17 protein-coding genes are annotated in these 18,189 nt (G+C 62.8%); 8 read left to right on the forward strand and 9 right to left on the reverse strand.

All coding sequences use genetic code 11. The features are described 5' to 3' along the window. Positions 1 to 11: 11 nt before the first annotated feature. Positions 12 to 725, reverse strand: a complete 714-nt coding sequence (locus tag IWW33_RS04905; protein WP_046787411.1) for a UTRA domain-containing protein — start codon at positions 723 to 725, stop codon at positions 12 to 14. A 341-nt stretch (positions 726 to 1,066) separates the two neighbouring features. Here IWW33_RS04905 and IWW33_RS04910 point away from each other — a divergent pair, with 341 nt between their 5' ends. The 6 genes from IWW33_RS04910 to IWW33_RS04935 all read left to right on the forward strand — a co-directional run bounded on the left by IWW33_RS04910 (position 1,067) and on the right by IWW33_RS04935 (position 6,337). Further along, positions 1,067 to 2,131 (forward strand): ABC transporter substrate-binding protein, encoded by a 1,065-nt coding sequence (locus tag IWW33_RS04910; RefSeq protein ID WP_046787412.1) that lies wholly within the window; start codon positions 1,067 to 1,069, stop codon positions 2,129 to 2,131. A gap of 109 nt (positions 2,132 to 2,240) precedes the next feature. Further along, complete coding sequence (locus tag IWW33_RS04915) at positions 2,241 to 3,047, forward strand: alkaline phosphatase family protein (RefSeq protein ID WP_046787413.1); 807 nt, start codon at positions 2,241 to 2,243, stop codon at positions 3,045 to 3,047. Beyond that, positions 3,044 to 3,883 carry an ABC transporter permease subunit gene (locus tag IWW33_RS04920; RefSeq protein ID WP_039602573.1) on the forward strand — a complete coding sequence of 280 codons (840 nt, stop codon included), beginning with the start codon at positions 3,044 to 3,046 and terminating at the stop codon, positions 3,881 to 3,883. Before IWW33_RS04915 ends, IWW33_RS04920 begins: the two co-directional genes overlap by 4 nt. After that, positions 3,873 to 4,679, forward strand: coding sequence for an ABC transporter permease (locus IWW33_RS04925; RefSeq protein ID WP_012313187.1), 807 nt, complete (start codon positions 3,873 to 3,875; stop codon positions 4,677 to 4,679). Before IWW33_RS04920 ends, IWW33_RS04925 begins: the two co-directional genes overlap by 11 nt. Before the next feature lies 1 nt (position 4,680). Beyond that, on the forward strand, positions 4,681 to 5,670 hold the full coding sequence (locus IWW33_RS04930; RefSeq protein WP_039602575.1) for an ABC transporter ATP-binding protein: 990 nt from the start codon (positions 4,681 to 4,683) through the stop codon (positions 5,668 to 5,670). A 13-nt stretch (positions 5,671 to 5,683) separates the two neighbouring features. Then, the gene (locus tag IWW33_RS04935) at positions 5,684 to 6,337 is read left to right on the forward strand and encodes an HAD family hydrolase (protein WP_012313185.1); all 654 of its coding nucleotides are present in this window, start codon (positions 5,684 to 5,686) and stop codon (positions 6,335 to 6,337) included. Positions 6,338 to 6,437: 100 nt separating this feature from the next. Here the strand turns inward: IWW33_RS04935 and IWW33_RS04940 are convergent, their stop codons facing one another. After that, entirely contained in the window at positions 6,438 to 7,400 is a 963-nt protein-coding gene (locus IWW33_RS04940; RefSeq protein WP_046787416.1) for an NAD(P)H-quinone oxidoreductase, read from the reverse strand. A gap of 142 nt (positions 7,401 to 7,542) precedes the next feature. Here IWW33_RS04940 and IWW33_RS04945 point away from each other — a divergent pair, with 142 nt between their 5' ends. Continuing rightward, a complete protein-coding gene (locus tag IWW33_RS04945) occupies positions 7,543 to 9,624 on the forward strand; it encodes a carboxy terminal-processing peptidase (protein ID WP_012313183.1) in 2,082 nt (693 codons plus the stop codon). A 111-nt stretch (positions 9,625 to 9,735) separates the two neighbouring features. Here the strand turns inward: IWW33_RS04945 and IWW33_RS04950 are convergent, their stop codons facing one another. From IWW33_RS04950 to IWW33_RS04965, 4 genes are all read right to left on the reverse strand, one after another. Continuing rightward, positions 9,736 to 10,104, reverse strand: coding sequence for a hypothetical protein (locus IWW33_RS04950; RefSeq protein WP_012313182.1), 369 nt, complete (start codon positions 10,102 to 10,104; stop codon positions 9,736 to 9,738). Further along, complete coding sequence (locus tag IWW33_RS04955) at positions 10,101 to 10,439, reverse strand: helix-turn-helix transcriptional regulator (protein ID WP_046787417.1); 339 nt, start codon at positions 10,437 to 10,439, stop codon at positions 10,101 to 10,103. The genes IWW33_RS04950 and IWW33_RS04955 overlap by 4 nt, the downstream gene beginning before the upstream one ends. 100 nt (positions 10,440 to 10,539) lie before the next feature. Continuing rightward, a complete protein-coding gene (locus IWW33_RS04960; protein ID WP_012313180.1) occupies positions 10,540 to 10,980 on the reverse strand; it encodes a YkvA family protein in 441 nt (146 codons plus the stop codon). Between the two features lie 279 nt (positions 10,981 to 11,259). Continuing rightward, positions 11,260 to 12,024 carry an FKBP-type peptidyl-prolyl cis-trans isomerase gene (locus tag IWW33_RS04965; RefSeq protein ID WP_012313179.1) on the reverse strand — a complete coding sequence of 255 codons (765 nt, stop codon included), beginning with the start codon at positions 12,022 to 12,024 and terminating at the stop codon, positions 11,260 to 11,262. Positions 12,025 to 12,385: 361 nt separating this feature from the next. Between IWW33_RS04965 and IWW33_RS04970 the strand changes: the two genes are divergently transcribed. Further along, entirely contained in the window at positions 12,386 to 13,708 is a 1,323-nt protein-coding gene (locus tag IWW33_RS04970; RefSeq protein ID WP_174142135.1) for a hypothetical protein, read from the forward strand. A gap of 63 nt (positions 13,709 to 13,771) precedes the next feature. On the opposite strand, the gene pcaQ is transcribed toward IWW33_RS04970, so the two are convergent. From pcaQ to nirB, 3 genes are all read right to left on the reverse strand, one after another. Then, positions 13,772 to 14,704: a pca operon transcription factor PcaQ gene (gene pcaQ, locus IWW33_RS04975; protein ID WP_046787419.1), complete on the reverse strand. Its 933-nt coding sequence runs from the start codon at positions 14,702 to 14,704 to the stop codon at positions 13,772 to 13,774. 427 nt (positions 14,705 to 15,131) lie between these two features. Next, positions 15,132 to 15,494: a nitrite reductase small subunit NirD gene (nirD, locus tag IWW33_RS04980; protein WP_046787420.1), complete on the reverse strand. Its 363-nt coding sequence runs from the start codon at positions 15,492 to 15,494 to the stop codon at positions 15,132 to 15,134. Next, positions 15,494 to 18,046: a nitrite reductase large subunit NirB gene (nirB, locus tag IWW33_RS04985; protein WP_174142134.1), complete on the reverse strand. Its 2,553-nt coding sequence runs from the start codon at positions 18,044 to 18,046 to the stop codon at positions 15,494 to 15,496. The genes nirD and nirB overlap by 1 nt, the downstream gene beginning before the upstream one ends. Positions 18,047 to 18,189: the final 143 nt, after the last annotated feature.

Below are 18,189 nucleotides of genomic sequence, written 5' to 3' on the forward strand. Positions count from 1 at the left end.
GCCAGCAGCCGCTATCCGGCCTGGGCGCGGATGCGGATCGCATCATGGCGCCAATACTCAAGGTCACAGTCGATCAGGTGCCCATGCTGGTCACTGTTGACCCGGGTGATATGCAGCCCCGGGCTGCCGGTGGATACCTTCAAGGCTGCGGCCGCAGCCACGGGTAACGCCGTGGGCAGGATTTCAAAGCACACCTGCCCGTAGCGGATGCCGTAGACCCGCCCATAAATCTCGGTCAGCGACTGCGCCAGGTCATGTTCGAGGATGTCGGGGAAGTAACGCGGGTTGAGGTAATGCTCGGCATACAGCACCGCCCGCCCATCGATACGCCGCAACCGGCAGATGCGTATCACGCTGGATAGCGCCGGCAGGTGCAGACGCGCGCAAATGGCCGCCGATGCCGGCTGCAACCGGGCCGAAAGCAGTTCGGTACTGGCCACCCGCCCCTGGTCCCGCACCATCGCGTGAAAGTGGCTACGCTCGATCAGGTCGTAGGTCAGCCGCTCGGGGGCAACGAACCAGCCGCGCCGCTCTTCGCGGTAGATCAGCCCTTGGGCTTCCAGCTGCACCAGCGCCTCGCGCAGGGTGATACGCGTGGTATCGAACACCTCGCTGAGTTTGCGCTCGGCCGGCAGCTTGCCGCCCGGCGCCAGCAGGCCGTGCTCGATCTGCTCCTGCAAGGCATGGCAGATGGCTGTTACCGCACGCGGTGGCGTCGACTGCATCAAGGGTTACCTATCTGGACTAGTCCAGCCCCAGAACAGGGCACTTGGAGAATAGTGCAAGCCTAGGCAGGGCTGATGAACATGCTGTGACAAAGCAGCTGTACACGCTTCATCAGAGCACTGCCAGATTCGGGCCAAGCCTTATGAATCGGGGCTTGCGATCTGGTCTACGCTGTATTCGCAGGAGGCGGCAGCACCTGGTTCAACCCTTCCCTTACATCAAATTGTCACGCAACCGGCCTACCTTGGCGCAAGGTTTGCTGACCTAGACCAAAGGTTAGCCAAGCAAGGCTTCACTCATAACAACGATCGCGCAAGGCACCCACCCAAAGGAGCTTCGGATGAAAAAGTTGTTCATGGCGTCACTGCTCGGCTCGGCCATGGCCCTGTGTACCTCGGCCATGGCCGCCGGCACCGACCTCAAGGCCCTGGAAGACGCTGCCCGCAAAGAAGGCACGATCAACAGCGTGGGCATGCCCGATGCCTGGGCCAACTGGAAAGGTACCTGGGAAGACCTGGCCAGCAAGTACGGCCTCAAGCACACCGACACCGACATGAGCTCGGCCCAGGAAATCGCCAAGTTCGATGCCGAGAAGGACAACGCCAGCGCCGATATCGGTGACGTCGGTGCCGCCTTCGGCCCGATTGCCGTGGCCAAGGGCGTGAGCCAGCCGTACAAACCGAGCACCTGGGACCAGGTACCGGGCTGGGCCAAGGACAAGGATGGTCACTGGGCGCTGGCCTATACCGGCACCATCGCCTTCATCATCAACAAGGACCTGGTGAAGGAAGAAGAACGCCCTAAAACCTGGCACGACCTGGAAAAAGGCAAGTACAAGGTCGCCATCGGCGATGTCAGTACTGCCGCCCAGGCCGCCAACGGCGTGCTGGCCGCAGCCATCGCCTACAAGGGCGATGAGAGCAACGTCGCCCCGGGCCTTCAGCTGTTCACCAAGCTGGCCCAACAGAAGCGCCTGTCGCTGGCCAACCCGACCATACAGACCCTGGAGAAAGGCGAGGTCGAAGTGGGCGTGGTGTGGGACTTCAACGGCCTGAGCTACCGCGACCAGATCGACCCGAAACGCTTCGAAGTGCTGATCCCCTCGGACGGGTCGGTCATCTCCGGCTACACCACCATCATCAACAAGTACGCCAAAAACCCCAATGCAGCCAAGCTTGCGCGTGAGTACATCTTCAGCGATGCCGGGCAGATCAACCTGGCCAAGGGGCATGCCCGGCCGATCCGCGCCGAGCACCTGAAACTGCCCGCGGACGTGCAGGCCAAGCTGCTGCCTAACGAGCAGTACGGCGCTGCGCAGCCGATCAAGAAACCCGAAGTGTGGGAAGCGACCTCGAAAAAGCTGCCGCAGATGTGGCAGGAGCAAGTCATCATCGAGATGGAATGAAGAAGCTTCAAGCTGCAAGCTGCAAGCTACAAGTGCAAGCAGGTGATCGACATGCCGGCTCGTTCTTGCAGCTTGTAGCTTGAAGCTTGCAGCTCCACTGGGAGCCACCATGCAACACAATGTCATCCTGGTCCTGCTCGACGGCCTCAACCACCAGGTGGCCCATCACGCCATGGGCCACCTGCACGCTTACGTCGAAGCCGACCGTGCCGCGCTGTACCGCGTGGAATGCGAGCTGCCGTCGCTGTCCCGGCCGCTGTACGAGTGCATCCTCACCGGCGTGGCGCCAATCGACAGCGGCATCGTGCACAACAACGTCAACCGCCTGTCCAACCAGCGCAGCGTGTTCCACTACGCCCGCGAGGCCAACCTGGGCACGGCGGCGGCGGCTTATCACTGGATGAGCGAGCTGTACAACCGCTCGCCCTTCGACCCGCAGCGCGACCGCCATACCCACGCGCCGAAGCTGCCGATCCAGCATGGCCTGTTCTATTGGGACGACCGCTACCCCGACTCGCACCTGCTGGCCGACGCCGAGTACCTGCGCCGCCGCCATGCGCCGAACTTTTTGCTGGTGCACCCGATGAGCATCGACGACACCGGCCACCGCCACGGCCTGGACAGCAGCCAGTACCGCAACGCTGCGCGCAGCGCCGACATCCTCTTGGCCGACTACCTGCCGCACTGGCTCGAAGAGGGCTACCAGGTACTGGTCACCGCCGACCACGGCATGAACAACGACCGCTCGCACAACGGCCTGCTGGCCGAAGAGCGCGAAGTGCCGCTGTTCGTGTTTGGCGACGCCTTCAGCCTCGACCCGGCCGCCAAGCCGCTGCAAACCGAGCTGTGTGGCACCATCTGCGAGTTGCTGGGCGTTGCCCACGACAAGACCGTCTGCCGGGAGCTGCTCAAGTGAATGCCGGCGCCCGCGGGCGCTACCTGGCCCTGCTCTGCCTGCTGCCGTTCGCTGTGTTCTTCGTCATCTTCCAGATCGCCCCGCTGGCCTGGGTGGCCATCAACAGCGTGCAGTCGGAAGCGGGCTGGGGGCTGGCCAACTTCAGCAAGGTGTTCGCCTCGAAGTTCTACCTGCAGGCACTGCAACGCAGCCTGGAAATCAGCTTCTGGTCGAGCCTGTTCGGCATCATCATCGCCACCCTCGGTGCTTACTCGCTGCGCCAGGTGGATTCGCGCCTGCGCGACTTCGTCAGCGCTTTCGCCAACATGACCAGCAATTTCGCCGGCGTGCCGCTGGCCTTCGCGTTCATCATCCTGCTTGGTTTCAACGGGGCGCTGACCCTGCTGCTCAAGCAGGTTGGCCTGCTGGAAGACTTCAGCATCTACTCCAAAAGCGGCCTGATCCTGGTCTACACCTACTTCCAGATCCCCCTGGGCGTACTGCTGCTCTACCCGGCCTTCGATGCCCTGCGCGAAGACTGGCGCGAATCGGCCGCGTTGCTGGGCGCCAGCCACTGGCAATACTGGCGGCACATCGGCCTGCCAGTGCTGACCCCGGCTCTGCTCGGCACCTTCGTGATTCTGCTGGCCAATGCCCTGGGCGCGTATGCCACGGTGTATGCCCTGACCACCGGCAACTTCAACGTGCTGCCGATCCGCATCGCCGGCCTGGTGGCCGGTGACATCAGCCTGGACCCCAACCTGGCCAGCGCGCTGGCCATGGTGCTGGTGGGCTTGATGACGGTGGTCACGGTCGTCCATCAATGGCTGCTGAAACGGAGCTACCATGCACGCTAACCGCTCAACCAGGCCCAGCGCCGGCAGCCTCTACCACCGCGCTGTGGTGTACCTGCTGTTTCTCATTCTGCTGCTACCACTGGCCGGCACCCTGCTCTACTCGCTGGCCACCAGCTGGTCAGCCAGCCTGCTGCCCAGCGGCCTGACCCTCAAGTGGTACGTGGCGCTGTGGGGCGAGCCGCGCTTTCTCGCGGCCTTCGGCCAGTCGCTGCTGGTGTGCGTGGGCGCACTGCTGCTGTCGGTGGTGCTGATCCTGCCACTGCTGTTCGTGGTGCACTACCACTTCCCCAAGCTCGACGCACTGATGAATATCCTCATCCTGCTGCCGTTCGCGGTACCGCCGGTGGTGTCCTCGGTGGGCCTGCTGCAGCTGTACGGCAGCGGGCCGATGGCCATGGTCGGCACGCCGTGGATCCTGATCGGCTGCTACTTCACCATCGCCCTGCCGTTCATGTACCGGGCGATCACCAACAACTTGCAGGCGATCAACCTGCGCGACCTGATGGACGCCGCCCAACTGCTCGGCGCCAGCACCTGGCAGGCGGCGTTCCTGGTGGTGCTGCCCAACCTGCGCAAAGGCCTGATGGTGGCGCTGCTGCTGTCGTTCTCGTTCCTGTTCGGCGAATTCGTGTTCGCCAACCTGCTGGTCGGCACGCGCTACGAGACCCTGCAGGTGTACCTGAACAACATGCGCAACAGCAGCGGCCACTTCAACAGCGCGCTGGTGATCTCGTACTTCGCCTTCGTGCTGGTACTGACCTGGGTCGCCAACCGCCTGAACAAGGACAAGACCTGACATGAGCTTCGTCAGCGTACAGAAACTGCACAAACGCTATGCCGGCACCCCCGTGTTCGAAAATATCGACTGCCAGATCGAGCGCGGCGAATTCGTCACCTTGCTCGGCCCCTCCGGCTGCGGCAAGTCCACCCTGCTGCGCTGCATCGCCGGGCTGACCCCGGTGGACGGCGGGCAGATCCTGCTCGACGGCCAGGACATCGTGCCGCTGAGCCCGCAAAAGCGCGGTATCGGCATGGTGTTCCAAAGCTATGCGCTGTTCCCCAACATGACCGTGGAACAGAATGTCGCCTTTGGCCTGCGCATGCAGAAGGTCAAGGCCAGTGACACTCAGGTACGTGTGCGCGAGGCGCTGGAACTGGTGGAACTGGGCAGTTTTGCCGGGCGCTACCCGCACCAGCTGTCCGGTGGCCAGTGCCAGCGGGTGGCCCTGGCCCGCTCGCTGGTCACCCGGCCACGCCTGCTGCTGCTCGACGAGCCGCTGTCGGCGCTGGATGCGCGTATTCGCAAGCACCTGCGCGAGCAGATCCGCGCCATCCAGCGCGAACTGGGGCTGACCACCATCTTCGTTACCCATGACCAGGAAGAGGCGCTGACGATGTCTGATCGCATCTTCCTGATGAACCAGGGGCGCATCGTGCAGAGCGGCGACGCCGAAACCCTGTACACGGCCCCGGTGGACCTGTTTGCCGCCGGCTTCATCGGCAACTACAACCTGCTCGACCCGGACAGTGCCAGCCGCCTGCTGCAACGCCCGGTGGCCAGCCGCCTGGCGATTCGCCCCGAGTCGATCACCTTGAGCCGCGATGGCGAACTGGACGGCGAAGTGCGCAGCCACAGCCTGCTGGGCAATGTGATCCGCTACCGGGTACGGGTTCGTGACGTGGAGCTGGTGGTGGATGTGCTCAATCGCTCATCGGCCGACCTGCACGCGGACGGCCAGCGGGTATCCTTGTCGATCGACCCCACGGCGCTACGGGAAGTGGCCTAAGGAGATTCAACGCATGGCACTGGCAATTTTCGATCTGGACGAAACCCTGATCCATGGCGACTGCGCGTCGCTGTGGAGCGAGCAAATGGCGCGGCTGGGCTGGGTCGACGGCAAGGAGTTCCTGCGCCGCGACCATGCCCTGATGGAGGCCTACGGCAAAGGCCACTTGCAGATGGAAGAGTACATGGCCTTCAGCCTGGAGCCGATTGCCGGGCGTACGCTGGAAGAGGTCGAGCACCTGGTCGAACCATGGGTGGAAGACGTCATCGAGCCGATCATTTTCGGTGATGCCTGCCGCTGCATCGCCGAACATCGCAAGCGTGGCGACCGCATCCTGATCATTTCCGCCTCGGGCACTCACCTGGTCGGGCCGATTGCGGCGCGGTTAGGGGTGGACGAGTACCTGGCGATCGAGCTGGAGGCTGTGAACGGGGTGTATACCGGGAAGACTCATGGGGTGCTGACTTACCGGGAGGGCAAGATCACCCGCCTGCTGGAGTGGCTGGACCAGGAGCAGGAGAACCTGGAGGGGGCGAGCTTCTATTCCGATTCGCGCAACGACCTGCCGTTGTTGCTGAAGGTGGATCATCCGCATGTGGTGAACCCGGATGCAGTGTTGCGCGAGCATGCCGAGAAGAATGGCTGGCCGATACTGAGCTGGTCTTGAGGGCCATGGGGGCGCTTTGCGCCCCTTTCGCGACACAAGGCCGCTCCTACGGTAGGAGCGGCCTTGTGTTGCGATGGGCTGCAACGCAGCCCCGGCAATCTCACGCCAGGCTAGCGTCGATCACCATCACCAGCTTGCCCGACACCTGATTGCTCTCAAGCTCGGCATACGCTGCCTGGGCGAATTCGACCGGGTAGGTGTCCACCAGCTGTGGCGACAAGCGCTTTTCGGTGAACAGCGGCCACACCTGCTGCTGCAGCTCACGCAGCAGCTCGGCCTTGAACCCGTCATCACGGTTGCGCAAGGTGGAACCGGTGATTTCCAGGCGCTTGCCCAGCACCTGCGCCAGGTCCAGTTCAACCGTGCGCCCGCCCATCAGGCCGATGATCACCCAGCGCCCATCGCGTGCCAGCAACTTGAGGTTGAGCTGCCCGTAACTGGCACCCACCGGGTCGAGAATCACGTCGAACGGGCCCATGCCCTCCAGCGCTTCCAGGTTTTCGTTGCGCACCACTCCGCCCGTCGCGCCCAGGGCCTGGCAGTACGCCAGGCGGTCCTGCGAGCCAACGCTGACGTACACCGGGTTGCCGAACGCCTTGCACAACTGAATGGCTGCCGAGCCGACACCGCTGGCACCGGCGTGTACCAGTACCTTCTCGCCGGCCTTCACCGCACCGAGCTGGAAAATGTTCAACCACGCGGTGGCGTAGACCTCGGGCAGCGCTGCTGCCTCGTGCAGGCTCAGGCCCTCGGGCACCGGCAGCACATGGCGGGCATCGACCACCACTTCCTCGGCCATGGCCCCGCTGGCCAGCAGCGCGCACACCCGGTCGCCTACCCGCCAGTCGGCGCCTGGCCCCACTTCTTCCACTACCCCGGCGCATTCCAGGCCCATGTACGGGCTGGCACCGGGTGGTGGCGGATAAAGGCCCTTCATCTGCAACAGATCGGCCCGGTTCAGGCCCGCCGCAGCCACGCGGATGCGTACCTGGCCGGCATCCAGGGCCGGGCGCTCGGCCTCGACCCACTCCACATGTCCGTCTTCGCCTTGCAATGCCTTCACAGTGCCTCCATAGTTGATTGACATGACTGAGCCTGGGGTATCCACGCCCCTGGCTTTTTGCAGTATTTGTCCGGCTCCATGGAACCGGCAACGGAAAAGACGGCCTACTATGCGTGATCAATTGCCTCCACGTCGAATCAGCATGAAGCATTTCCTCCCAAGCACCGCCCTGGCCCTGATGATCGGCCTGGGCAGCCTCACGCTCGGCGGCAATGCGGCGGCCGCCAACAAATGGGACAGCCTGCAGCCGGACCGTGACGAAATCGTCGCCAGCCTCAACGTGGTTGAGTTGCTCAAACGCCACCATTACAGCAAGCCGCCGCTCGATGACGCCCGTTCGGTGATCATCTACGACAGCTATATCAAGCTGCTCGACCCTGCGCGCAGCTACTTCACTGCAGCCGACATCGCCGAGTTCGACAAGTGGAAGAGGCAGTTCGACGACTTCCTCAAAAGCGGCAACCTCGACCCGGGCTTCACCATCTACAAGCGCTACCTGGACCGCGTCAAGCAACGCCTGGACTTCGCCCTGGCCGAGCTGAACAAGGGCGTCGACAAGATGGACTTCACCGCCAAGGAAACCTTGCTGATCGACCGCAAGGACGCCCCGTGGCTGAAGAACCAGGCCGAGCTGGACGACCTGTGGCGCAAGCGCGTCAAGGACGAGGTGCTGCGCCAGAAGATCGCCGGCAAAGAGCCCAAGCAGATTCAGGAAACCCTGACCAAGCGTTACAAGAACCAGCTGTCGCGCCTGGACCAGACCCGTGCCGAAGACATCTTCCAGGCCTACATCAATACCTTCGCCCAGTCCTACGACCCGCACACCAACTACCTGTCGCCGGACAACGCCGAAAACTTCGACATCAACATGAGCCTGTCGCTCGAAGGCATCGGCGCGGTGCTGCAGAGCGACAATGACCAGGTCAAGATCGTGCGCCTGGTACCTGCCGGCCCTGCGGCCAAGACCAAGCAGGTGGCCCCGGCCGACAAGATCATCGGCGTCGCCCAGGGCAACAAGGAAATGGTCGACGTGGTCGGCTGGCGCCTGGACGAAGTGGTCAAGCTGATCCGTGGCCCGAAAGGCTCGGTTGTGCGCCTGGAGATCATCCCGGCCAGCAATGCCCCGAGCGACCAGACCAGCAAAGTGGTGTCGATCACCCGCGAGGCGGTCAAGCTTGAAGAGCAGGCGGCCAAGAAGTCGGTGCTCAAGCTCAAGCAGGCTGGCCGTGACTACAAGCTGGGCATCATTGAAATCCCGGCCTTCTACCTGGACTTCAAGGCTTACCGAGCCGGGGACCCGGAGTACAAGAGCACCACGCGCGACGTGAAAAAGCTGCTCACCGAATTGCAGAAAGAAAAAGTCGACGGCGTGGTCATCGACCTGCGCAACAACGGCGGCGGTTCCCTGCAAGAAGCCACCGAGCTGACCAGCCTGTTCATCGAGAAGGGCCCCACGGTGCTGGTTCGCAACAGCGATGGCCGGGTTGACGTGCTAGAAGACGAAAACCCTGGCGCCTTCTACAAAGGCCCCTTGGTACTGCTGGTCAACCGTCTCTCGGCCTCGGCCTCGGAAATCTTCGCCGGCGCCATGCAGGATTATCACCGGGCCCTGATCATAGGCGGCCAGACCTTCGGCAAAGGCACCGTGCAGACCATCCAGCCGCTCAACCATGGCGAGCTGAAACTGACCCTGGCCAAGTTCTACCGGGTGTCCGGGCAGAGCACCCAGCATCAGGGCGTGCTGCCAGACATCGACTACCCGTCGATCATCGACACCAAGGAAATCGGTGAAAGCGCCCTGCCCGAGGCCATGCCGTGGGACACCATCCGCCCGGTGGTCAAGCCGGCGGCCGACCCGTTCAAGCCCTTCCTGGCGCAGCTCAAGGCCCAGCATGAAGCGCGCAGCGACAAGGACGCAGAGTTCACTTATATCCGTGACCGCCTGGCACTGACCCAGAAGCTGATGAACGAGAAGACCGTCAGCCTCAACGAGCAGGACCGCCGTGCCCGCCACGATGAGATCGAGGCCAAACAGCTGGCGCTGGAAAACATCCGCCGCAAGGCCAAGGGTGAAGAGCCGCTGAAGGAACTGAAGAAAGAGGACGAGGACGCCCTGCCGACCGAGGATGAAAACACCAAGCCCGAAGACGACGCTTACCTGTCCGAGACCGGTCGCATCCTGATCGACTACCTGAGTGCCAGCACCAAGGTGGCCAAGCAGTAATCAGTCAGCGCTGATGTGAAACACAAGGGGCCGGACACGTAAGTGCCCGGCCCCTTGTGTTTTCGAAGTGTGGCGTTGGTGGAAGCTTGGCGGGGCAGGTCTATCGGCCTGTCAGGCAATCTCCGGGTAGGCGTACTCGAATACCCGCACAACTTCCGAAGCATGCCACGACGCTGCCTCCATGCCGTCGACCGGCCCGGAGAAGCGCCCAAGGCGCTCCACACATTCGAAGAAGCCGGTACGCGGCAGGCGGCTGGCGCCCTGGCTGATCACCAGCGAGCTGCGCAGCGGCTGCTCGGCACGGGCATCGAGCACCGCCAGGTATTCAAGCGCTGCGGTCAGCGTCTGCATGGCCGGGCTGGGCAATTGCAAACGCTCGATCAGCGCGCGGTAAGTCAGCAAATGCCGTTGACGGCGGGCCAGGTCAAGCTCATCCAGCAAGCTTTGCCAATGCTGACGGCTGATCCTGACCTGGCTCATGACGGCTCGCTCCAGCCCGCCACACCCAAGTGCCAGGCCAGGGCACGGCGGATCGCCGCATCCGGCTGGCGTTCACCCGACTCGATCATCGCCAGGTAGGCGGGGCTTACCCCCACATTTCGCGCCAATTGCTCTGGTGCGATGCCTTTGGCCTCACGCAGCTGCGCCACTTCGCTGAAGGCGGGCAAACTGGCGCTTGCCGCACTGTGATCGCTGGTTTCGCCAACCGCCTCGGCAGGCGCCTGGCCGGCCGCCTTGAGCAGCGCCTGATACTGCTCCCAGGGAACGACTGCGTACTCGGGCTGACCGTCCCGGCTAATGACCTGAATACCCATTACAACCCCCTTACGTAGGATTACCGCATGTAATCCGTAGGCATAACCCTTATGCCAATTATATTACCAAGCCCGGGGGTCTGTGGGGATCTGCTCGATTTCAGTGCGTTTTACGCTCCAGGCGCAAAGCTTCAGGGGTGTCGGGCAAGCGCTCGACCACGCGCAGGCGCTCGGGTGCCTGGCTGTCGCGCCAGGCCTTGAAACGCGCCAGCTCATCGGAGACGGTCTTCAGCACCCAGCCGAGCACGGCGATATCATCGAGAAAGCCTACGCCCAGCAGCCAGTCGGGGATGGCATCGATGGGGCTGACGAAGTACAGCAGGCCGGCGACGATGGTCACCAGTGCCTTGGGGCTGATCGCCCGGTACTCGCCACGCCACCAGGCCAGGCACAACGACTGCAAAAGCTTGATGTCTTCACGCAACTGGCCCAGGCGTGGGCCTTTGCGGGCCACGGCGAACAGCAAAGCCGGCAAGCGGCCACGGCTAAGCAGGCGCTCGGCCAAGGGCAGGAAGCGGGCGAAATTCCAGGGTGCGCTCATGTAGCCTCCAGCAGGGAGAGGTTATCCACATTTATTGTGGATAACCTTGTGAACAGGGCGAAGTTTCTGACGGCAGGTGCCTGTAAAGCAAGGGCCTCGGTCAGATCGGGCGTTTTTTACACAGTCGTTTCAGAACCGCAAACGATTTGCGTCAGAAGCCTCCTGCTTCTTCACACTGCCCTTTCTCGGACAATCTCCTGGCCACGAGGTTCGGCCCGATGCCTGATGCACAAACGACAACGCCCCGGCGAGCGGGGCGTTGTGCACTACCAGCCAGTATTACTTGGCAGGTGCTTCAGCCGGAGCTTCGGCAGGTGCCTGAGCTTCAGGCGCGTCGCCCTGCAGCTGGGCCGGGTCTTTGATGGCGATCAGTTCCAGGTCGAACACCAGGACCGAGTTGGCCGGGATCAGCGGGCTTGGGCTCTGTGCGCCATAGGCCAGCTCAGCCGGGATGAACAGTTTGTACTTCTCGCCAACGTGCATCAGTTGCAGGCCTTCGACCCAGCCTGGGATGACACCGCTGACCGGCAGGTCGATCGGGCTGCCACGCTCTACCGAGCTGTCGAACACCTTGCCATCGATCAGCTTGCCTTCGTAGTGGACAGTGACCACATCGGTCGGCTTGGGCTGCGGGCCGTCGGCCTTCTTGACCACTTCGTACTGCAGGCCCGAGGCGGTGGTGACCACACCTGGCTTCTTGGCATTTTCTTCGAGGAACTTCTTGCCGGCGGAGGCGGCTTCTTCGCTGGCCTTGGCCAGGCGCTCCTCGGCGCGCTTCTGCAGCGAGGTGAAGGCTTCTACCAGCTCTTCGTCCTTGATGCGCTGTTCTTTCTTGCCAACGGCGTCTTCGATGCCGAGGGCGACGGCTTTGGAATCAAGGTCTTCCATGCCTTCCTGAGCCAGGCTCTTGCCCATGTTCAGGCCGATACCGTAGGAGGCTTTCTGTGCCGGAGTTTTCAGCTCGGGGCTGCTGGCCTGTTGATCACAGCCAGCCAGTACCAGGCCTACCAGGGCAACCGCAGCCGCCAAACGATGCTGTTTCATGCTATTTCCTTGTTCATGCGCCATGTGGGCAATCAGGGTAAAGCCGCGAGCTTATCAGGCGGCCATTACCAATGGCTACCGGCATAAGAGCGGGTTTCATGGAGTAAGTTCACTCGACAACGCGCTTGCACACAACCTTACGGGCGTTTGGCCAGTATTGACCATATGCACAGCGGGCGCCCCTGCAAAACTGGCTCTTCCAGCGACCAGCCCCGCCCTGGCATTTCTGCCAGTAGCGCCGGATTCGAGCCTGGCCTCCAATGGCCCTGCAACGCATCCAGCCGCATCTGAGTGAGCCGCGATGGCTGATAACGGCGTGAAGCCTTGATGCCCAGCGGTCACTCATCACCAAGGAAAAGTCATGAACACTTCACGAAAGCCTGCCCGCTCAACCCGCGTGCCCCCAACCTTGGCCCAAGCATCCATGCAGTTGCCACAAGCTCCCATCGATGGTGCTTATGGCATCGATGGGATTGCCTACATCCTTGAAAAAAGCGCCGGGTCTCGTGCCGACAGCACTGCAATCATCAACAGCATGGTCACCGATGGACGCAGTTATGTAATCGGTGAAAGCTTCAACCCGAACACTGAGGACGCCAGGGTCTTCGTGGCTTGCCTGAAACAAAACGGAAAGCTGGATGGCAGCTTCAATGGCGATGGAATTTTCGATTTCAACAAGACCGCAAGCGCAGCCTATGAGGCACCCGAGAGCATCGCAGAAGATGATGCAGGTAATTTACTGATCGTTGTCCCGGTGCAGGGGGAGTCAGCCAGTCACCTTTGGAAACTGAATGCCGAAGGGCAACCGGATCTGACGTTTGGTGAGGGCAAGGGGTACGTTGCTACCCATGCATTGGTCAAGGAGGAACTGCTGCTGGAGCACCTGGCTTTGGCGAAAGACCATATTTTCGTCACAGGCTTGCGTCGCGGCCCACAGAAATTCGAACCGGTGGTGATCGGGCTGGACCGTGACGGCGCATTGCGCTTGGATTTTGGCGCTGATGGCATCCTCGATGTCAGCAAGCTGATTCCCGATACCCACTCACACATCATCGACGGCATTGCCAGTTTTACACCCCCCTCAGGTTCGCAGCACCTTGTATTGGCCTTGTATCTGATGCAGGGGGAAGACGCGTATGGCGTCACCACAGCCTTGACCACCGACGGGAAAGTGGACAATGCCTTTGGCAACAATGGCCAGCACTGGTCCGCGCCATGGATCATCAATAACGGTTTTTCCGTAGACCCCGTCGCGGAACGAATCACTTTCTACGGGGAACTGTACGATCTCGATGAAGATATCAGCCACCCGAGTGTTTACCGAATCGACTATTCGGGCATGCCGGCCAGTGAGTTCAACGGCGGCGAAGCGCTGGTGTTTGACCAACCGGGCGGTTGGTATGCGGGAGTAGAGACAGGCGATGGCCTGGTCGGCTACGGTAGTTTCTACACTTATACGCTTGCCTTTAGCTTGACCTCGGATGGCACGTTTGACACCCGCTTCGTCCCGCCTCTCGGTTATGGCCAGGTCGGTGCTCAAGTGCCAGAGGATGGCTTCTATGCATCGGGATCGACGGTCACGCTCGATCCAGGCAACAAGCGCTTATTGATCAATGGCCGTGACGAAGAGGCGCGAGGTTCCACTGTTCCTTGTGTGGTCGCGGTGTCCTTGCGAACCGCTTGATAACAGTTGGGACGTACACCACACGAGCGTTTCTGGGCCAGGAACGCTCGGCTACAACGAAGCTTACGGGTACAACCGCTCGCGATATTGCCCCGCCACTTCACGCAACACATCGCATACCCACTGCCCCGGCAGGCTCAGCGCCAAGGCGGCATTGCGGCAGATGCCCACCGACCCGCCTGGCTCCCGCACCCCCAGATCGAGCTCGGCCAACTCACCGCGGCGCAGGTCAAGCAGCACCGCATCACGCGGCGCCACCCACACAGCATCACTGCCCAGCAGGTAGCGGCGGCTCAAGGCCAGCGAAAGGGTCTCCAGGCGCTGCGCCGGCAGTTGAATGCCGCATTGCACGAACAGGCTGTCGGCGTGCTGGCGAATGGTAGTGCCCGGTGGTGGGAGCACCAGTGGATAACGGCCAACGCGTGATCGGTCTACCTGCATACTGGCCAGCAAGGGGTGCCCGGGGCGCACGACCAGGGCCATCGACTCGCTGTACAGGTGTTCGAACGACAACCCCTGGATCTGTGGGCTGTCGGTCATGCGCCCGACCACCAGTTCCAGTTCGCCCAGGCGCAACTGGCCGAGCAACTGTGCACTGGCGCCGGTCACCACGCTGATCAGCAACGCTTCATGGCGTTGATGCAGGCGGCACAGCACCTCGGGCATCAGCAGGCCTTCGACCGTGGACAGCACGCCGATGCGCACCTGCGACGGCGCCCGCGCTTCACCGCGCAAGCTGCTCACGCCATCGCGCAGGGCCTGCACGCTGGGCCCGGCGTAATGCATGAAGCGGGTGCCGGCCGGGGTCAGCTCGACGCCCTGGCGGCTGCGCTCGAACAGGCGCGTCTCGAGCAGGTCTTCAAGCTCCTTGAGGGTCTTGGAAATTGCCGGCTGGCTGATCGCCAGAATGTCGGCGGCCCTGGCCAGGCTGCCCTGCCGGGCAATCTCCAGGAAGCACAGCAGGTGGCGGTACTTAATGCGGGTGTCGAGGTTCATGCGCCAAGCTTACCGCATCGCCACCTGTGGCGTATCCGGGTCGCGCGGCTTGCGGCTTGCGGCTTGCGGCTTGCGGCTTTCAGATCGGGTGAATATCCATTCGCCATGGAGGCGCTGATTCACCTTTGCGCCCTTACGGCGGGTTACTTTGGTCGTGGCCAAAGTAACCAAAACCGTCGGCTCCCATCATCCGGCCCCTACGCTGCGCTCCGGGGTTCCCTCGCTCCGGCCTTGCTCCCGGGAGGACCGCGCTGACGGCCCATCCATGGGCCGCAGCGCTTGACGGGCATCCATGCCCGTCACCTCCCTTCGCAAGACCTGCGCTCGGCCTCCTGAAGTCGCAATCGGCGGCGACTGAGCTATCGCGCGCTTAGAAGCAAAAGCAAAGCAAAGCAAAAGCAACGCAAGAGACAGGCAAGAGCCGGGATCAGGCCACTGCCACTTCCACCGCCTCCCCGTTCATTCGTACCGGCCACACACGTAACCGCTGGCCGGGATCTTCCAGGCACGCACCGCTGTGCAGGCTGAAGTGCTGTTTGTACAGCGGTGCTGCCACCACCAGCTCGCCTTGCAGGCTGCCCACCAGCCCGCGGCCAATGATGTTGGCTCCGGAGCGTGGGTCGCGGTTGTCCACCGCGTACAGGCTCTGCGCCTGCCCAGGCAGGTAGAACAAGGCGACCTGGGTGCCATCGAGCCACACCACCACACCAGAGTCGGCGACCAGGTCATCGGTGTTGCACACCGCTTGCCAGTTGGGTTGCTTTGCCACAGCAGCATTGGACAGGTTCATCACACAGCCTCCTCGACGGTAGGGATCAGGTGCAGGGGTGCAGCGGGGCGACGCTGTTCACGCTCGCGGACAAAATGCACGTCCGGGTCGGCGCGTCGATCGTTGACGAACGTACGGAAGCGCTTGAGCTTTTCCGGGTCGTTGAGGGCGTTGGCCCATTCGCATTCGTACTGCTCGACCACATGCTGCATCTGCGCTTCCAGCTCGGCAGCCAGGCCCAGGCTGTCGTCGAGGATCACCTGCTTGAGGTAGTCCAGGCCGCCGTCCAGGCTTTCGCGCCATACCGACGTGCGCTGCAGCTTGTCGGCGGTGCGGATGTAGAACATCAGCACGCGGTCGATCAGGCGCACCAGGGTCTCGTCGTCCAGGTCGGTAGCGAACAGTTCGGCATGCCGTGGGCGCATGCCGCCATTGCCACAGACGTAAAGGTTCCAGCCTTTGTCGGTGGCGATCACGCCGATGTCCTTGCTTTGCGCCTCGGCACATTCGCGGGTGCAGCCAGAGACCGCGAACTTGAGCTTGTGCGGGCTGCGCAGGCCCTTGTAGCGGTCCTCCAGGCGCAGCGCCATGGCGACGCTGTCCTGCACACCGTAGCGGCACCAGGTGCTGCCTACGCAGGACTTCACCGTGCGGGTCGATTTGCCATAGGCGTGGCCAGTCTCGAAGCCGGCCTCGATCAGCTCGCCCCAGATCAGCGGCAGCTCGTGCAACTGGGCGCCGAACAGGTCGATGCGCTGGCCGCCGGTGATCTTGGTGTAAAGGTCGTACTTCTTGGCCACCTGACCGATCACGATCAGTTTGTCCGGGGTGATTTCGCCGCCGGGAATGCGCGGCACCACCGAGTAGGTACCGTTTTTCTGCATGTTGGCCATGAAGGTGTCGTTGGTGTCCTGCAGTGGCACCAGCGCAGGGTCCATGATCGGCTGGTTCCAGCACGAAGCGAGGATGTTGCCCACCGCCGGCTTGCAGATGTCGCAGCCGACATGGCCCTTGCCATGGCGCGCCAGCAAATCGTTGAAGGTGCGTATGCCACCCACCCGCACCAGCCCGTACAGCTCCTGGCGGGTGTAGGCGAAGTGCTCGCACAGGCTCTTGTCCACGGTCACGCCACGGGCGGTGAGTTCATGCTCGAACACTTGCTTGAGCAACGCCGCGCAGCCGCCACAGCCGGTCGCCGCTTTGGTGCAGCCTTTGACCGCGGCAAGGTCGGCGCAACCACTGTCGATCGCTGCGCACACTGCGCCCTTGCTGACGTTGTGGCACGAGCAGATGGTCGCGCTGTCAGGCAGCGCATCGGCGCCCAGGGCCGGTGCGCCACCGCTTTGCGGCAGGATCAGCGCCGCCGGGTCGGCAGGCAGGGCGATGCCGTTCTGAGCGTATTGCAGCAGTGTGTCGTAGTAGCTGTTGTCGCCCACCAGCACCGCACCGAGCACATACTTGCCGCTGGCATCGACCACCAGCCGGCGATAGGCGGCGTTGGCCTCGTCGATGAAGCGGTAGCTGCGCGAGCCGGGCGTGGCGCCATGGGCGTCGCCGATGGAGCCGACATCGACGCCCAGCAGCTTGAGCTTGGTCGACATGTCGGCCCCGGTGAATTCCCCGGCCGCCTCGCCCAACAGCAGCGCCGCCAGGTTGCGCGCCATGCTGTAGCCCGGAGCAACCAGGCCGAACACGCTGCCGTTCCACGAGGCGCATTCACCGATGGCGAAGATGCGTGGGTCGCTGGAGCGGCAGTGATTGTCGATCACCACCCCGCCGCGCGCGGCGATCTCCAGGCCGCAGGCACGGCCCAGGGCGTCCTGCGGGCGGATGCCGGCAGAGAACACGACCAGGTCGGTTTCCAAGTGTTCGCCACCGTCGAAATTCATCCGGTAGCGGTAGGCCTCACCATCGCTGATCGACTGGGTAGCGCGCGACAGGTGCACGCCGACGCCCAGGGCTTCGATCTGCGCCTTGAGCGCGGCGCCGCCTTCAGCATCCAGTTGCACCGGCATCAGCCGCGGGGCGAACTCCACCACATGCGCTTGAAGGCCCAGGGACTTAAGGGCGTTAGCTGCCTCGAGGCCCAGCAGGCCGCCGCCAACCACCACGCCACGGGTGGCATCAACGGCAGCGGCGCGTATCGCGTCGAGGTCGTCGAGGGTGCGATAGACCAGGCGCGCGTTGCCGCTGGAGCCCTCGATCGGGGGCACGAAGGGGTAGGAACCGGTGGCCAGGATCAGCTGGTCATACCCGTAGCGGCCTTCGGCGGTAACCACTTCACAGCGCTCGCGGTCGATTTGCAGCACCGCTTCACCCAGGTGCAGGTGCACACCGTTGACGCCATAGAAGCCCTGCTCGCACAGCGCCAGGGTTTCGGCACAGCTGCCGCCGAAGTATTCAGACAGGTGCACGCGGTCGTAGGCGCGCTGGCGCTCCTCGCCGAACACACGCAGCTCGAAGCGCGCCAGCGCGCCGCGTTCGACCAGTTGCTCGACGCAATGGTGGCCCACCATGCCGTTGCCGACGATGACCAGTCGCTCTCGTTGCCCGCTGCTCGCTGTTGCCTTCATAAGCCGATCCTCGATCAAAAAAAAAGCGCCTGGAGCCGAAGCTCCAGGCGCCTTTGCCTGTATTCATCACGGTGTGCCCCCGGTTGATCGCCGTTGATCAGTGGGGCTTGTTGTGTTGGAGATAAAGCACGGAATGTGCCAGT

The organism is Pseudomonas sp. M2, assembly GCF_015751845.1.
Classification (GTDB): domain Bacteria; phylum Pseudomonadota; class Gammaproteobacteria; order Pseudomonadales; family Pseudomonadaceae; genus Aquipseudomonas; species Aquipseudomonas putida_E.

Excerpts from the sequence above, each read along its gene's own strand:
- IWW33_RS04915 (WP_046787413.1), top strand. The coding sequence starts at position 2,241 with ATGCAACACAATGTCATCCTGGTCCTGCTCGACGGCCTCAACCACCAG.
- nirB (WP_174142134.1), bottom strand. The coding sequence starts at position 18,046 with ATGAAGGCAACAGCGAGCAGCGGGCAACGAGAGCGACTGGTCATCGTC.
- nirD (WP_046787420.1), bottom strand. The coding sequence starts at position 15,494 with ATGAACCTGTCCAATGCTGCTGTGGCAAAGCAACCCAACTGGCAAGCG.
- IWW33_RS04935 (WP_012313185.1), top strand. The coding sequence starts at position 5,684 with ATGGCACTGGCAATTTTCGATCTGGACGAAACCCTGATCCATGGCGAC.
- IWW33_RS04945 (WP_012313183.1), top strand. The coding sequence starts at position 7,543 with ATGAAGCATTTCCTCCCAAGCACCGCCCTGGCCCTGATGATCGGCCTG.
- IWW33_RS04960 (WP_012313180.1), bottom strand. The coding sequence starts at position 10,980 with ATGAGCGCACCCTGGAATTTCGCCCGCTTCCTGCCCTTGGCCGAGCGC.
- IWW33_RS04925 (WP_012313187.1), top strand. The coding sequence starts at position 3,873 with ATGCACGCTAACCGCTCAACCAGGCCCAGCGCCGGCAGCCTCTACCAC.
- IWW33_RS04905 (WP_046787411.1), bottom strand. The coding sequence starts at position 725 with ATGCAGTCGACGCCACCGCGTGCGGTAACAGCCATCTGCCATGCCTTG.
- pcaQ (WP_046787419.1), bottom strand. The coding sequence starts at position 14,704 with ATGAACCTCGACACCCGCATTAAGTACCGCCACCTGCTGTGCTTCCTG.
- IWW33_RS04910 (WP_046787412.1), top strand. The coding sequence starts at position 1,067 with ATGAAAAAGTTGTTCATGGCGTCACTGCTCGGCTCGGCCATGGCCCTG.
- IWW33_RS04930 (WP_039602575.1), top strand. The coding sequence starts at position 4,681 with ATGAGCTTCGTCAGCGTACAGAAACTGCACAAACGCTATGCCGGCACC.
- IWW33_RS04950 (WP_012313182.1), bottom strand. The coding sequence starts at position 10,104 with ATGAGCCAGGTCAGGATCAGCCGTCAGCATTGGCAAAGCTTGCTGGAT.
- IWW33_RS04965 (WP_012313179.1), bottom strand. The coding sequence starts at position 12,024 with ATGAAACAGCATCGTTTGGCGGCTGCGGTTGCCCTGGTAGGCCTGGTA.
- IWW33_RS04970 (WP_174142135.1), top strand. The coding sequence starts at position 12,386 with ATGAACACTTCACGAAAGCCTGCCCGCTCAACCCGCGTGCCCCCAACC.
- IWW33_RS04955 (WP_046787417.1), bottom strand. The coding sequence starts at position 10,439 with ATGGGTATTCAGGTCATTAGCCGGGACGGTCAGCCCGAGTACGCAGTC.